Source organism: Saonia sp. (assembly GCF_056326165.1).
In genome coordinates this window covers 69736-85224 of sequence record NZ_JBWFBN010000007.1, presented here as the reverse complement: position 1 = coordinate 85224, position 15489 = coordinate 69736, and the positions used below count along the sequence as shown (strand labels likewise).

General features: G+C 33.0%; 12 protein-coding genes. All 12 read right to left on the bottom strand.

Going from position 1 to position 15489, the window contains the following annotated elements; genetic code table 11:
• Window positions 1-626: 626 nt before the first annotated feature.
• Window positions 627-1664, bottom strand: coding sequence for a glycosyltransferase (locus AC000W_RS08115; protein ID WP_474747445.1), 1038 nt, complete (start codon window positions 1662-1664; stop codon window positions 627-629).
• 258 nt (window positions 1665-1922) lie between these two features.
• Window positions 1923-3194, bottom strand: coding sequence for an ATP-binding protein (locus tag AC000W_RS08110; RefSeq protein WP_474747444.1), 1272 nt, complete (start codon window positions 3192-3194; stop codon window positions 1923-1925).
• A 47-nt stretch (window positions 3195-3241) separates the two neighbouring features.
• Window positions 3242-4501 (bottom strand): glycosyltransferase family 2 protein, encoded by a 1260-nt coding sequence (locus tag AC000W_RS08105; protein ID WP_474747443.1) that lies wholly within the window; start codon window positions 4499-4501, stop codon window positions 3242-3244.
• A 117-nt stretch (window positions 4502-4618) separates the two neighbouring features.
• Window positions 4619-5383 (bottom strand): SDR family NAD(P)-dependent oxidoreductase, encoded by a 765-nt coding sequence (locus tag AC000W_RS08100; protein ID WP_474747442.1) that lies wholly within the window; start codon window positions 5381-5383, stop codon window positions 4619-4621.
• Window positions 5384-5563: 180 nt separating this feature from the next.
• Entirely contained in the window at window positions 5564-6169 is a 606-nt protein-coding gene (locus AC000W_RS08095; protein ID WP_474747523.1) for a sugar transferase, read from the bottom strand.
• Entirely contained in the window at window positions 6169-7308 is a 1140-nt protein-coding gene (locus tag AC000W_RS08090) for a glycosyltransferase family 4 protein (protein WP_474747440.1), read from the bottom strand. Before AC000W_RS08090 ends, AC000W_RS08095 begins: the two co-directional genes overlap by 1 nt.
• A 24-nt stretch (window positions 7309-7332) precedes the next feature.
• The gene (locus tag AC000W_RS08085) at window positions 7333-8454 is read right to left on the bottom strand and encodes a glycosyltransferase (RefSeq protein ID WP_474747439.1); all 1122 of its coding nucleotides are present in this window, start codon (window positions 8452-8454) and stop codon (window positions 7333-7335) included.
• 6 nt (window positions 8455-8460) lie between these two features.
• Window positions 8461-9561 carry a glycosyltransferase gene (locus AC000W_RS08080; protein WP_474747438.1) on the bottom strand — a complete coding sequence of 367 codons (1101 nt, stop codon included), beginning with the start codon at window positions 9559-9561 and terminating at the stop codon, window positions 8461-8463.
• Between the two features lie 183 nt (window positions 9562-9744).
• Complete coding sequence (locus AC000W_RS08075; protein WP_474747436.1) at window positions 9745-11058, bottom strand: O-antigen ligase family protein; 1314 nt, start codon at window positions 11056-11058, stop codon at window positions 9745-9747.
• Window positions 11048-12592 (bottom strand): lipopolysaccharide biosynthesis protein, encoded by a 1545-nt coding sequence (locus tag AC000W_RS08070; protein WP_474747435.1) that lies wholly within the window; start codon window positions 12590-12592, stop codon window positions 11048-11050. The genes AC000W_RS08075 and AC000W_RS08070 overlap by 11 nt, the downstream gene beginning before the upstream one ends.
• A gap of 396 nt (window positions 12593-12988) precedes the next feature.
• The gene (locus AC000W_RS08065; RefSeq protein ID WP_474747433.1) at window positions 12989-14164 is read right to left on the bottom strand and encodes an OmpA family protein; all 1176 of its coding nucleotides are present in this window, start codon (window positions 14162-14164) and stop codon (window positions 12989-12991) included.
• A 179-nt stretch (window positions 14165-14343) separates the two neighbouring features.
• Window positions 14344-15489: an N-acetyl-alpha-D-glucosaminyl L-malate synthase BshA gene (gene bshA / locus AC000W_RS08060; RefSeq protein WP_474747432.1), complete on the bottom strand. Its 1146-nt coding sequence runs from the start codon at window positions 15487-15489 to the stop codon at window positions 14344-14346.

The following is a 15489-nucleotide window of genomic DNA, read 5'->3' as shown; positions in this document are numbered from 1 at the left end:
ACTTAAATAATTTTTTTTACTCTCTTTATATATCCTTGATGTTACTAAAATTTAATTTTTTGCAAAGTACTTATAAGAAAACGGTAATTTACATAATGATCTCCAACATATCCTATAAACTTCTGCTAAATAACTACAAATTGGTTCTGCCGGCTTGGTGAATATAATATCTGCGTATATTTCCATAATCGATAAATGGGCCTTAATATGAACCAAAACCACTGTCACATTCCATTGTACTATACGAGTCCACTTTCTTTTAATCTTTAAAAATAAAAAATTGGCTAACAGGTTATATTTGTGATAAAAGATTACTTATATAACCTGTTCTGTATTTTGATAAAGTTTCATTAATTCGAGCCTGTCCGCGGTAGATAGGTGAATTTGGCCTTTGTTGGCATAAAATTAATATTGAGAATAGAATTTTATGTTTTATAATTGTTCTCAATACAATTTCCAAATGAAAATTACTCGAACAGATGTAGAAATTAGCTTAAAAATACAAAATGCACAATTGGTTTATGTGCTATCTTATGCCCTTTTTTAGTTGTAAAAAGAAGTGGGCACACGCCGAAGTGTAAGTTAACTGCGTTAACAAACTAGAAAAAGTTCCTTATGGCACTTTTTTATCTAGTGGGGGCTACTATTTTCATAAGTCCCATAATCAAAGAAAGGCAAGTTTTATTATTGAAAATTGGAACAAAAATTTTATTGTAAAAACGACCGGTCTTACCCTCTCCAATACCTCCAACCTTGGGGTTCATTGGATATACTTCATAGGTGTTTAACCTAGACAGTATTTTTTTCAAATCCTTAAAACTAAGAAGACGATATTTCAAAGTCCTTATAATAAGGGCAAAAACAAACGCTTGTTGTCTACCTCTAAGGTTCTTTACCACTTTGTTATAATCCACATGAGAACTGTCCAAACCTTTTATTAATCCGTGGAAATGTTCAATGGCATTGACCATCCCATGAATAAACTTCAGGTTATGTGCTCGGTCCTTACTGGTCACAATTGAATTTTCAACTACAATGTACCGATGAACATCCATATCCACTTTAGCCATTCTATGAGCTGTAAAAAAGAGACTGGCCGTAAAAATGGCATCTTCATATAGTGTCCCTTCAATAAATTTTACTTCAGCATCAATTAATAGGCTTCTTTTGACAATGTATCGCCATGCTTCATTTCTGAAACTGTGCTCTGCAACATAACTGATGCCATCCAATACATGAACAGGTAGGTCTTGAGGGTTTTGTGTCAAAGAATCAAAATCAAGTGCTGAACTTTCTGCTATTTGCTTGGTATTGAACTCCAATATTTCCAAGTAATTTTCTACGGCCAGTGTTATAACCATGCCCAAGACATTGGTGGCCAAATAATCATCGGCGTCCAAAAAGTAAACATAATCCCCACTGGCTGATGCCAAACATTTATTTCTTGCAACACTAGGTCCTTGGTTTTGTTGCCTAATTAGTTGAATATTCGAGTGCTTTTCGGCATACTCCTTTACAATTGCAGCGCCTGAATCTTTTGAACCATCATCAACAATAATAATTTCATATTCGGTATGTGATAGGTCTTGGTCCAGAAGACTTTTAAAGCAACGCTCAATATATTTCTCTTTATTGTACAGAGGAATTAGTATACTTAATTTCATTATATTCTTTATTGACTTGTGCTATTATTTTTTCAATGATTACTGAAAATCATTCTTAATTTGAAAGATTCCAAAGTATAAATAAAACTAACGTAACATTCCAAGTAATGCTTTATTTCCCTTAAAATCAGCATAAAACTAGGACACTCTCCTGTACGGACAAATAAAATTGATTTAGAACAGTTTTATTGGGTAAATTACTTCTTATACCGAGAATACGACTTAATGAAATCATTTCGACTTAAGTGCTTTTCTACATTAATAATCGTCTTCATTGAAAGGTTTTAACCATTCCAAAATCATATTTTCTCCATATGTATTGTTTATTTTCAATAGATTTTTAAAATCATTGATTTTGGTATTGACTTCGGCAATGTTGTCGGCCACCACATAAATTCTGGAGTACACTTGTCTTTCGGTTCCCAGCCATTCCTTTTGAACGGTATCTCCTTCTTTAAATCTTTCCAAAACAAAAACTGTATTTGGGTCTGCTTTTATCTCGTCCACACCGTGAATGGATGCAATCTCTCCACCTGTCAACAGTATCCAAATAGTACAGGCCACCTTTCCTTTGAACCAATAATCGTTTTTATCGGCAAAGTCATCCTTCCCCAAAACTCCTGTAAAAGCGTAGTTTACCAACATTTCCCTATGATCAAATCCATTGATATGATCAATGTGGATGTGAGGAGCTTCACCTTGCAATCTAAACCCTGGATCATAGGCATAAACAATACCGTTTTCAACAAAAAACTGAATATTGAGTATCCCGTTTTGTATTTTTAATCCTTTGAAGAGCTCGCACAATTTTGGATGGACTTGTTCTATAAATAGATTAGAGTGTTTGGAAGGATAAACCGCTCCTATACAAACCGGACTAGCATCACCTTGTTTTTTTGTGGTAATTCTATCCGATATGGCTGAAATGTAAGGAACACCATTTCTAAAGGTATAATAGGCCGCCATATCATCACAGTCCATATATTTCTCTACCAAAACCACCCCTTTTTTTGAAAACTTTAATGCTGTTTTGACAGATTCTTTGTAATCCCTATCGTCTCTGCAAATTTTCATTCCTACCCCTCCTCCACTGTCAACAGGCTTAATCATCAAGGGGTAGTCTAGATTCTCAGGTTTATCAATACCTGATGTTTCGTCTAGATAAATTCCTGGAATGTCCTGTATATCATACTCAAGGCAATACTTTTTAAAGCCATCTTTACTACAAAAGGCTTCCACAGCTTCTTTGGTTGCATAGCAATGTATATTGAGTTTTTCACAAATCTCTCGATAAGGCTTCACCAAAATATCTGCGACTCCTACCAGTACTGCATCAACATCACGGTCTTTGGCCAGTTGGACTATTGCATCAACATTAAAGCCATCTATGTCATGTGCCTCAGATGCATTTTTTTTTGCTGGTGCATTGGGATTTGGATCAACCACAATGGTATAAATACCCATTGATACGGCAACATCCACCAAAACACCTGTTTCAGGATTTCCTCCTAATATTATAAGTTTTTTCATATATCAAGTTATTACAACATTGTGCTATTTCAATGTCCATGTCATGTCTATTTCAAAGGCTCATTATTAATTTTTTGATACTCAAATCGGTCATTAAATCCCAAATTTATTAATAATTGTTTGATGTCCTTTTCATTGGTGTTTAATTCTACTATTTTATTTTTATCAATACCCATAAGTCCAAGCTCCTCCTTAATTGCTTTATAATTTGTTGGATTAATGGTTGCTATGATTAAATAATCAAATTCATTATTGCCTACATCACTAATGGATCTTACATCGTTTCCGCCAGCATTCAGCGGGTGATAGTCAAGGTCTATCCATTTTACAATTTCAAAAAAGTTAGATTTGGTATTGGTAGATAAGATATGCTGTCCAAAAGAACCCGAGCTATAGACCACCACTTTTGACTTGGCTTCAACATTCGTGAAAGGATTAAAAATCAGATTTCCATCTTTATCAAAAATCAACCCACCGGAACGAACCAGAATTTGAGAATACAAATAGTACCTGATCTGCTTGTTTAGGTTTTCATCATCAAGCACATTGCTAAGTTTTGATTTTAGAAAACTCATCAACAATCCCAATCTAAAATATTCTATTTGTGAATCTTCAATAGATTTCACTATGGAATCATGTCGTTGCCTGTAATAATAAATTGGAATTCTGCTAATGGTGATTTTTTTAGAAATAGATAGGTAGGTATAGGTTATAGCGGCATCTTCCCCCATAATTATTTCATTGGGTACATCATACAAAACTATACTCAACAGAGACCTTTTAAATAATTTGTTCCACACATAAGTTGATATGCCATGCTCACAGAAATGTCCATTATATATGGCATTTGGAAGTATTTCTGATTGCAGTTCATTATGACTGTAATTACCTGCGGATTTTGGTTTTATTGTTTCTATTTTTCCATCGAATTCTCTGAAATGACCGGTAACAACAAGGTCTGAAGCATTTGCCTCGGCTAGCTTATATAAAATACCCAAATAAAATTTATCTACCCAATCATCACCATCAACAAATGAAATATATTTCCCCTTTGCATTTTCTAATCCCGCTTTCCTTGCACTTAAGAGTCCCCCGTTTTCCTTATGAACAACTTTTATCCTAGAGTCTAGTTTTGCATAATCATCACAAATTTTTGGACAATTGTCAGGGCTTCCGTCATCTACCAAAATCAATTCAAAGTCTGAAAAAGATTGATTTAAAATACTATCAATACATTTTGGTAAATACTTTTCAATACGAAAAATTGGAACAATAACACTTATTTCAACAGTATTCAATTGGTTCATAGTCATTTCAATTCAAGTATAAAACAAACCTAAACAATAAATATTGTTTTTTATTAAAAACAGAGCCTTCTAAAAGTTTGATTACAGAATAAAAAAATAAAAATGAATTCATACAAACTATATATATTCTCCACCGGTAATTCTTATCAAAGAGCCTGTAGTCATGGCTGATTCATCGGAAATAAAATACATTACCGCTGGTATTGGGTCAGAAGTATTAAGCATTCTACCCATCGGGATTATAGCTGATGCTTTTTCTTTTAATTTTTCTTCACTTACACCTTCTTTTGTTCGTAGCTCAATTTCTCCCTCAGTATTTGTCCAACCCATGACCAAATAATTTGATCTTATCCCATATTTTGCATAATGATGGGCAATATGGTTGGATAGAGTATACAGGCTACTTTTTGTAAGGGCATAAGGAGCTCTGTCAATTTCTCCATAATCCATATGTGCTGATCCAAAAAAGATAATAGAACCAGCTTTGTGGTCAATCATAGATTTTAATACATGTTTCAACAAAAAGAAAGGTGCTTTTAGGTTGATGTTGAATACACTGTCATAAATATCCTCTTCTGTATTAACAATAGAAGAAACAGGAGTGATTCCAGCATACAGAACCAAAGCATCTATTTTTTTGAATCGTTTTATGGTCTGCTTATAAAAATTTTCGATTTCTTCAATATTGTTCAAGTTTAATTTATGAAAATACAGTTGATTTTCAGCTTGTGAGGATTTGATGATATCTTCGCCCGTTTCAGAATTTCGTCCGCTAAATGACACATTATAGCCTTTCTTCAAGCAGGATTTGAGTATTTCTTTACCCACTCCCTTGGATCCTCCCAAAATCATTACAGTTTTCATGTTTATGTCTGCTTTCATTAATTAGCAATTCATCAGTTGTCCAAAACTAGGCATTTATTTCTATGTCTATGTTTTTTCTCTATAAAGTTGTTTAAACCTTCTTTTAACTGTTAAGTTAGCCAAGTTTTATTTCAACTTGGTAAATTTATTGTTTTACATATTTTGTTGAATATTGCTCCAAGAAGATTTAATTGCTAGCTAATTAGTTCCAGTGAACCGTTCCATGGTATTGTCTTCACTAGCCGATATTCCATCCCGCTGCAATACCTTTTGGACTGTTTTTATAAAAATTTTCATGTCGGTAGCAAAGCTTATGTTGTTGACATACCAAACATCCAATGAAAATTTTTCTTCCCAACTTATTGCATTACGGCCATTTACTTGTGCCCAACCCGTAATTCCAGGTTTTACATTATGACGCATAGCCTGTTCGGAGTTGTACAGTGGAAGGTAAGCCACCAAGAGAGGCCTTGGGCCCACAATGGACATGTCTCCTTTAATTACATTGATAAGTTGTAAAAGTTCATCGAGAGAAGCTCCCCGTACAAATTTACCCAATTTCGTAATGCGTTGTATATCAGGTAAAAGATTACCATTGCTATCTTTTTTGTCATTCATTGTCTTGAACTTGATGATGGTAAAGATTTTTTTATTTTTTCCCGGTCTTTTCTGAAAGAAAAAAGGTTTTCCATTATTTGCCAGTGCAAGTAGAACAGTCAATAGCAATAGAAAGGGAGATAACAAAAGTATTGCAGATAAAGAAAGTAAAAAATCTATTCCTCTTTTAATAAACTTTGAATAAATCATTCTATATTTTGATTAATAATCTTTAATAATTCAGTATTTACCAAGCGAACATCAAACTTCTGTTCGGCAAGCTTTCTACTTTTCCTTCCCATAGGCTCAATTTTTTCGGGCTTATCCAAAAAGTAATTTACGGCCTCTATGAGTGGGTTTAATTCTTTTGGAGGAATTAAAAAGCCATTTTCTCCCTCAATGACGGTTTCTCTACATCCAGGAGTGACTGTGGTTATTATAGGCATACCCACTGACAAGGCTTCTAAAATGGATCTTGGAACTCCTTCCCTGTAGTACGTTGGCAATACAAATATATCCGCAGCATATAAAAAAGGCCTAACATCCGCCTGTCTACCATGATAAATGATTACTCCTTCCCCATGTAGTTTTTGTAATCTTGATGCCAATGCTGTCAAATCCTCAGGCGGGCTACCTACGACATGGAATTTTGCGTTGCCATTTTTTTTATGAACGGATAGTGCAGTATCAAGAAACAGTTCTATTCCCTTTTCAACCATCAATCGGCCTACAATTATAAAGTTTACAACTGACTCTTGACAAAATTCATTTTCATTCTTGAACCTAAATCTATCCAAGTTTATTCCAGAACCATTAACAACAAATGATTTTTTCTTTTTGGAGAGAATACCTTGTTTCAAAAAAAGATCTTGGTCATCCACATTTTGAAAAATTGCAATATTGTTTTTTTGAAGCGCAAGTTTGTATAGCAATTTAGAGACTTTCCCTAAAAGCCTTGCTTTTAACGAAACTCCACTAAAAGTAAAGCCTAGTCCCGTAATAAGAGAAAAAGTCTTGATATTTAATTGCCGAGCAGCAAAAGATCCATAGATGACAGGTTTTATGGTGTAGGCAAACACAAAATCTATCCCTAGCTCTTTCATTATTTTTTTAAGTTCCCTGATACTTTTATAATCTTTGACAGGGTTTAGTCCTTTCCTTTGCAAATTAAATTCTACAGGACAAGCACCCATTGCTTTGACTTTTTTAATACTATCGTTATAGAAATCAGGGGCAGCGCACCAAACTTCATAACCAGCTTGTACAAGCTCCTCTATAAAGTCTTTTCTAAAGTTCAACAAAGAATAGGAAACAGAACAGATGATTAAAACTCTTGGCTTTGTCATTTAATATGCGTTTATTTTTTATTTTTAAATAGCATCTCTATAGAGTTGTAAATACCCAGTGACCATATCATTGATATCAAAATTTTTAGATCTTTCCATACACTTAGCAACAACTTCATTATAAGTACCTTCATCTTCCAACACTTTGGTTATCTTCAAGGCCAAAGTTTCATAATCTCCTTTTGGAAATAAGATGCCGTATCCATGGACCACTTCTGTAAGACCGGGTACATTAGACGCTAAAAAGGGTTTTCCAGATGCTAGCCCTTCTACGCATGAAAGTGAAAGGCCTTCAAAATTTGAAGAAAGAATAACTACATCAACAGTTTTCAAAAGGCTTGGAACATCACCACGTAAGCCATAGAAGTGAACTCTTTCTGACAAGTTTAAAGAACTGGCAAATTTTTTGTTCTCAGTTTTTAACGGGCCTTCGCCTACTAAAATAAGGTGTGTTGTCGCTGGAAGGTAAAGCAAGCTATGAATGAGTGTTTTTTGATCTTTTTGTGGGGTAAAACTAGAGACCTGTAGTAAAAGGTTTGTACTTTCATTAAACCCTAGTTCAGCTTTGTTAAGTTGTTTTGCAGAGCTTATTTCATTAAGGTTAATTCCATTATTGATTTGAAAAACCATTTTTTTTAATTTTCCAAGATGTTTTCCAAGATTTTGGTGCACCGCATCTGATATGGAAATAATTTTTGTATACCGCTTATAAACGATTTTATCAATGTGTTTTAATATGGGGTGGTTTCTTCTTCGGTTTGTAGTGTTGTGTTCTGTGTAAAAAAGTTGTGCACGGACATTACCCAAAAAACTTGCAAAACCAACCCAATAAAAGGAAGGAAAAAGATGCACATGCACTATATCATATTGATTCAGTAATTTTCTTAGTTTAAAAATGTGCTTTGGGCTATACATATCTTTGCCTTTGCCCAGAACATGAATTTTTAATTGAGGGCTGATTTTTATCAAACGCTTCATGAATACTGTTTTTTGGCCATTCAGGACAGCCAACTCAACGTCTACCCCTTGCTTTAGATATTCAATACATAAATCTGTGACCAGCTTTTCTGCCCCACCCGAGCTTAAAGAATTAATTACCTGTAAAACCTTCATTAAATTGAAATTCTCTACTACATAACGTAGCAAATTAGATTATTTTATTTTTTCCTTATTTTTTTTTGGAAAGGTTAGCTCTAAAAACAGCTTTTCATAGCTAGATAAGATATTTTCTTCTGAATATCTTGAATATACAGACTCCCGTATTGCGCTTGGATTCCAGTCTTGACAAATGGACAGCTTTAATTTTTCTAAAAAATCTGTCTGATTTTGTGCTATATAACCATTTAGCCCTGGTATTATTATTTCATTGATACCACCTGGCGCATTAAATACCACAGCAGGTGTGCCTGTAGCACAACTTTCCAATAATGCATTTGGAAAACCTTCAACATAAGACCCTTGTAGATACACATGATTCTGAGCCAGATAATCATTTACTTTATCTGTATATGAAATGAATGTAACTTTTTTAGTTAGTCTAAGTTCATCAATTAAATTGATTAGTACTTCCTTATAGTCCCCAGAACCAATAATGGTATAATGAAAAGGTTTGTCAAACTCCGCCAAGACCATTAAGATTCTCTGAAATCCTTTCCGCTCAGTCAACCTACCTATAGTAATAAATTTCAACAATTTATCTTTGGAAAAAGCGTGTACTTTTAATTTAAATTTTGAAGTTACTGGGTTGTTGATAACCAACATTTTTGAAGTTGGTAGACCAAAGTTGGCAATCAAATCGTTTTTCATGTCATTGGATTGACATATAATTTTGTCCTGTAGTTTTAATGCCAAACGATAGGGCATTGCAGGTTTCTTGTTTTCAGCCCCCTCACTTTCCATACTAAAACTTGATATAGTGGTTTCCCTGGCTACAAATTTTGTCTTAGGAAAGAAAGGCTTAATAAAGCCAGTAACTGTATTCACATGACCCATAGCACTAATTACAATTTTTGGCCTGTTCTTAATCAAATGCTTAAGAATTGCTGGTATGGCGTGCTTAACACGACTTTTGTTTAAAAAGGTTACAGGTATATTCTTAACTTCATATTTCTGATCTTTATTGAAACCTGTAATCAGCAAATGAGAATTAAAAATAGTAGAATCAATGTTTTGAGCCAAAAACGACATAACCCGCTCAGCACCACCTGAGCGCAATGACGGCAATATAAAAAGAACCTTTATTTTTTTTTTCAATTTTAAATATGTTTTAAGTATTGTATTCTTTGATTTTTTTATTGGAATACCCACCAATTCCAATATTTTCTTAATTAAATTACTCCTGAACTGGAAGCTATAGAAATATTACTAGCAATTTGATTTTGTTCAAATATTTTAAAATATTGTTTTCTAGTTTGTTTCATTATCATAAACAGTAATTTAATCAAATAGTTGATTAAAGTTTTCAGTTTTTTTCCGAGTTCCAGAAATGAGTCCTTGGGATTCTTGCCCCAACAAAATAAGAATCATCAAAAAAGGATAATCTGCGCTAAGAACAATATTATTATGAAAGCTAACATGAACAGCATAGCCCAACAGACAAAGGATAAAGAAAACTCTCATTATAGAATTCGAATTTTTATTGTGTTCCAACAAAAATTTAACAAACAAGAAAAATAACAAATACCCAAGCAATGAATAATAAATACCAATATTGATGATGCCATTATGGGATGGTAGGTGCAGTATTGCAGTCTCTCCGTATTTATTATACATATCTTGCTTTACATTTTGGTAGTCTTTTTTTGACACTCCCAAGGGATAGGTCACAGCCGCTGTAATACCAGTTAGCCACAATAAAGGTCTACTGTCCGAGTGACCTTGGGAACTCAATTTGGTAAGTCTTGAGTTTTTAGGCAAAAAATATTCTTGGCCTATAACAACAAAGAGGGAGAGAACCAAACCAACAACAACAATAGCGGTTTGATACAAAGGTCTTTTCTTGTGGGGAACCAAAAAGAAGTAACCGCCTACAATTACAAGCTCTCCAAGTAGCAATGAACGGGTCTGACTTAGAGCCGAACATATAAATACAGCACCAAGAACGGTTATGTAAAATTTCCTTTTGGTTTTTATGTACATGAAAAACGCCAGACAAAAGCTGGTAATTGCAAAATAAGTAAATGAAATAGTTGACACAAAAGGTCCTGCCATTCTAAACCTATCAGCATGTCCACCAGATATGTACATGCTTTCATTTTCAAGACCTTGTGATATTCTACCCTCTAGGGGAGTAGATAATAGTGTTCTTTTAATTTCAAGCATTTGTTCAGCAATAGGGGATAAAGGGTGCTGTAACAACGAGAACATACATATGGTGAGATGTCCTATTAATATAATGTTAACATATTTTAAGTTCTTTTGAGCGGTCAAAAAAAACAAAGATGAAAAAACAATAAAAGAAACACCCTTGAATAAGTCTATTATCATATCCCGTATTTCTATTTCGTTCAGGACCAAAAAACGTAAGTTAACTATAAGCTGCAATGCAATAAAAGCAACTAAAAACCTATTCCAACCTTTAAAAAAGCTATTTTCCTTCAGAGCAGTCAAATAAGGCTTAAAGAGCAAAAAAAAGAAAAAAAACTCCAAGACTCTATCTATGCTTATAATCCCTCCCAAACGAAAACGAATAAAAACATTGTCAAAAGCCAGCAAAAGAGCTATCAGTATATAAGAAAATTTAAGATTCATGGGAATGTTGAGTGAAAAAATCTTTGAATATACTTACACGACCCATATATTTTTTGATTCTTTTTGGGAGTGAATTTGAAACTATAATAAACATAGGCAGATTATTAGGTGTAAAAATGATATTTTTTTTACTCTTGAAATATAGTACAAATATGGGTAAATATACTATCGCAGTTATAGACAAGTGAATCCATTTTGATTTAATTCCAAAATAATACAATATAGCCGTGATTAAAACAAAAATTAAATGGAAAATTAAATTTTTGAATAAGTCCTTTATTAATTTAATGCCTGAAAAATCTAAAAGTTTATAAAGTCTATATGCCATCTGCACATAATTTATTATTGTAGCCAAAAGTACACCGGCTGCAACTCCAGGTAAAGAATAAATATAACTGCCAATATATGTGCAAACGAACATTAAAGTTGCAAATATTAGCTGATAATATGCTCCTCTATAAACAATCCCCATTGATTTGAGGTACGACTTATTTATTCTGGTTCCAAATCGAAAAGACAAACCTAATATTAACAATTGCAGTGGAAGCACTGCTGATTTCCATTGATTTCCCAAGAAAGAGTCAATAATAAATTCTGCGTTAATCAAAATTAATACACTTATAGGTACCAAAAATCCAAAGCATAAGGTTGTGCTAAAAGTGTAAAAGGAAGACATTTTTTTTATGTCACTTTGTTTTTGAGAAAGAATTGGAAATAAGACTTTATCAAAAATACTCCCAAAAAAAGTAGCGGGTATAGCATATAACTGAAAAGCTTTTGAATAAAAACCCAATAAAGCTGTTCCTAAAATTTTACCAACAATAATGTTGTCTGCTTTCTCGCCAAAAAAATTAAATATAATTCCTAAGGTATGTCCAGAACCAAAAAAAAATAAATCTTTTAAAGGTTGTTTTTCTAACCTGAATGAAAATTTGGGTAGCTCGTAATAAATTGTCAAACAAATAGTAATACAAAGCGTTATAAATTGCCCCCAAATGAGTGACCAATAGCCAAAACCAAAATAGGCCATGGTTACTGAAACGATACCTGAACCAATTAAATAGGATATCACCCCAATTTTTACACCAACATCAAATCGAAATTTTCTACTAAGAAGGGCTCCGCCAACACTACCAAAACTTACTAAAGGAAAAAAAAATGAAAAAAATCTAAGCGCTTTGATATCCTCTTGAATATTAAAGAAGTTGGCAAATACCGGAGTCATTGAATAATATATAAACCCTAAAACAATCCCTAAAACAATGGATAAAGTATATGCTAGCGAAATATGTTTAGTTGTCACTACGGGTAATTGAATCAGTGAACTTGCAATGCCCATTGTAGTTATTTGCTTTGTGAAACTGACTACTATCATTATTATGGCAACAACACCAAATTCTTTAGGAGTAAGTAGTCTGGATAGAATACCTATAACCAATAACTGTAAAACAATTTGAACAACTGAACCAGAAAAGTTCCAAAAAAAACCTACAATTCCTTTTCTAGCAAGTGATTCATTTTTTATAATATTCATAAAAATTATACAAGAATCAATTATTTAATAAATAACAGCGGTTAACTTATTTAGTATCAACTAGTCTATAATTTCATAGTAATTATAAGGTCTAGCTCCAATAGCAAATTATTTTATTTCTCTTTGCATTTTAGGTTTGCACCTATTCAGTATCCTTTAAATTTAAAAAAATCATATGATTGGGAAACCAGTTGCAATTAGTAATTATAAATTACTACATAGATAGGAAGAAATATCCGATTTTCTCAAACAATAATCATCATACTTTTGTAGGCTTTAATCAAAAAGGACTTCATAATGGACTTTCATATTCGCTTCAATAAATCAATTGAACAGTATTCAGAAATTTTATTCTATCGATAGAAATTTTTGAATTCTTCTGTTCATTATTGAAATCTAATCCCACAAAACTTCAAATTCTGACCTTCTATTTAACTTGTGCTTGGCTTCAGAACAATACACACCATTTTTACAATCATTTACTAGTTGTTTTTCTCCAAAAGCCTCACTAGAGACTCTTTCAGGATTAGCTCCTTTTTCTGTTAGATAATCTATTGTCCTTCTTAATCTTTTTTCAGAAAGCCACTGATTATACTCATCTGAACCTCTTGAATCTGTATGTGAAGTAATTTTTATGTTGAATGTTGAATCGTCTTTCATAATATATACTAAACTATCCAACACATTTTTATATGAATTTGTAAGATAAGATGAGTTAAGATTAAAGTATACCAATCCCAAATCTTTTATCTTACCTTCTATTAATTCTCTTTTTTGCTTTTCTGCTTCCAATTTAGCTTTTTCTTCAGCAGCTAATCTTGCATTTTCTTTTTCCTTTTCAAGTCTTTCTGCCAGTATTTTGGCTTGTTCCTCAGCTTTTTTAGCTACGGCTATAGAGTCATTAATACGTTGCTGTTCTTTCTCAATTTCTTCCATTAAAGCTAGCTTCTCAATTCCTTTTTGGGACAATCCTTTCTTAATATCAAATTGATATATCAATCCAGCGGCATGTTGTATGTGATTTGTGGCACCATTTCCCATAGACCATTTACCCGTTGAATTAAAATCGACTCCTAATCTTTCAGAAAACCATGTTCTAAATCCAACAATTGCATTGTACGTTCCTCTAGGGTTATTATTTGCATCAGTATAACCAGCTCCTATTCCTAAATAAGGATCAAACCAACCTGTCTCACCGATTATCTGATTTAAGTCGTAGGATATTCTGGCATCCAGACCCAAATAATCTATTTCTTCATCATTGATATTCCCATCTATAACTTTTCCAACTTTATATTTGTTATAAGTACCTATAGCTTCAATTCCTAGACCACTCTTAAAATATTTGCCAATACTGATTCTTGAGGGATGAGAAACAATGTTCCACTGCTCTTCAATTGCAAAAAGGTCTCCAAATACATCACCTGAATCATCAACTATATTGATTCCAAGACCTACAATCCAAGAACCTTGGACAATACTGTCTTTGGATGTTATTTGAATATCCTGAGCTATTAAGGCTTGATTGAAAAGACCTACTAGAATAATAAATTTGAATACTTTAGTTTTCATAAGAATTAAAATTGGGAAAAATTAATACCGCAAAAATACCCTTGAAAATGAATTTCTCATCACATAGTACTGTGAACGACACCAAAATTCGGTATAAAGTAAAGATTCAAAAAAGCTAAGTTTTTTTAATCTACATGCTTCTTTTTTAATCTATAAAAAGACCCCTTTTGTCTTAACTATTAGCTATAGGAAGTATTAAATTTTCCTTTATGGGCCTTTTCATATATAGCTTCATACAAAGGAAGTATGTTTAAAATATCGAAGTTTAATGCTGTTCTGTACGCATTTTCTTTAAACTCTTCAAGAATGTTTTCATCACTCAAAATATGTAAAGAGTTATCAGCCATTTCATCAACACTTCCTACATCACTTAAATAACCTGTAACACCATGCTTATTAACTTCTGGCAAACCTCCAGTATTTGTAGATATTACTGGAACTTTATTAATCATAGCTTCCAAGGCTGCCAATCCAAAACTTTCAGTTTGTGAAGGCAGTAGGAACAAATCAGAAAAACATAATATTCTATCTATTTCATTACTATTACCTAAAAACACAACCCTATTGGTAATGCCAAGTTTTTCACACAATAACTCCGCCTTTTCCTTTTCTGGTCCTTCTCCGACCATTATCAATTTAGCAGGTAATTTTTTATTTATTTTATGGAAAATCTTTATTACATCTGGAATACGTTTGACCTTTCTAAAATTACTGATATGAGTGACAATTTTTTCATTGTCATCCGCCATTAATGACCTTTGGCAATCCGTAAAATGTACACTATATTTTTCTTTGTCAATAAAATTGGGAACAACCTCAATATTTTTTTTTATATCAAATAAATCCAAAGTACTTTTCTTTAAATTCTCTGAAACTGAAGTAACAATATCAGATTTATTGATGCTAAAAGTAACTGCTGGTTTATAAAATGGATGGTTACCCACCAAAGTTATGTCTGTACCATGTAATGTAGTTATCATGGGAATATAAATTCCTTCTTCCTCTAAAATTTTCTTTGCCATATACCCCGCATAGGCGTGTGGAATTGCATAATGCACATGTAACAATTCTATTCCAAAAAGTTTAATGGTATCTACTAACTTACTAGATAAAGCTAATTCATATGGTTGGTAATGAAATAGAGGATACTCAGGCACATGAACCTCATGAAAGTATATTTTATTACTCAAAAGACCAAGCCTAACGGGTTGTTTATATGTAATAAAATGTACTTCGTGCCCCCTATCAGCAAGGGCAATTCCCAACTCTGTTGCTACTACTCCACTTCCCCCAAATGTTGGGTAACATACTATAGCTATCTTCAT

What these genes read in the sequence shown, in the direction of transcription:
- AC000W_RS08115 (WP_474747445.1), bottom strand. Translation starts at nt 1,664, where the DNA reads ATGAAATTAAGTATACTAATTCCTCTGTACAATAAAGAGAAATATATT.
- AC000W_RS08110 (WP_474747444.1), bottom strand. Translation starts at nt 3,194, where the DNA reads ATGAAAAAACTTATAATATTAGGAGGAAATCCTGAAACAGGTGTTTTG.
- AC000W_RS08105 (WP_474747443.1), bottom strand. Translation starts at nt 4,501, where the DNA reads ATGAACCAATTGAATACTGTTGAAATAAGTGTTATTGTTCCAATTTTT.
- AC000W_RS08100 (WP_474747442.1), bottom strand. Translation starts at nt 5,383, where the DNA reads ATGAAAGCAGACATAAACATGAAAACTGTAATGATTTTGGGAGGATCC.
- AC000W_RS08090 (WP_474747440.1), bottom strand. Translation starts at nt 7,308, where the DNA reads ATGACAAAGCCAAGAGTTTTAATCATCTGTTCTGTTTCCTATTCTTTG.
- AC000W_RS08075 (WP_474747436.1), bottom strand. Translation starts at nt 11,058, where the DNA reads ATGAATCTTAAATTTTCTTATATACTGATAGCTCTTTTGCTGGCTTTT.
- AC000W_RS08070 (WP_474747435.1), bottom strand. Translation starts at nt 12,592, where the DNA reads ATGAATATTATAAAAAATGAATCACTTGCTAGAAAAGGAATTGTAGGT.
- AC000W_RS08065 (WP_474747433.1), bottom strand. Translation starts at nt 14,164, where the DNA reads ATGAAAACTAAAGTATTCAAATTTATTATTCTAGTAGGTCTTTTCAAT.
- bshA (WP_474747432.1), bottom strand. Translation starts at nt 15,489, where the DNA reads ATGAAGATAGCTATAGTATGTTACCCAACATTTGGGGGAAGTGGAGTA.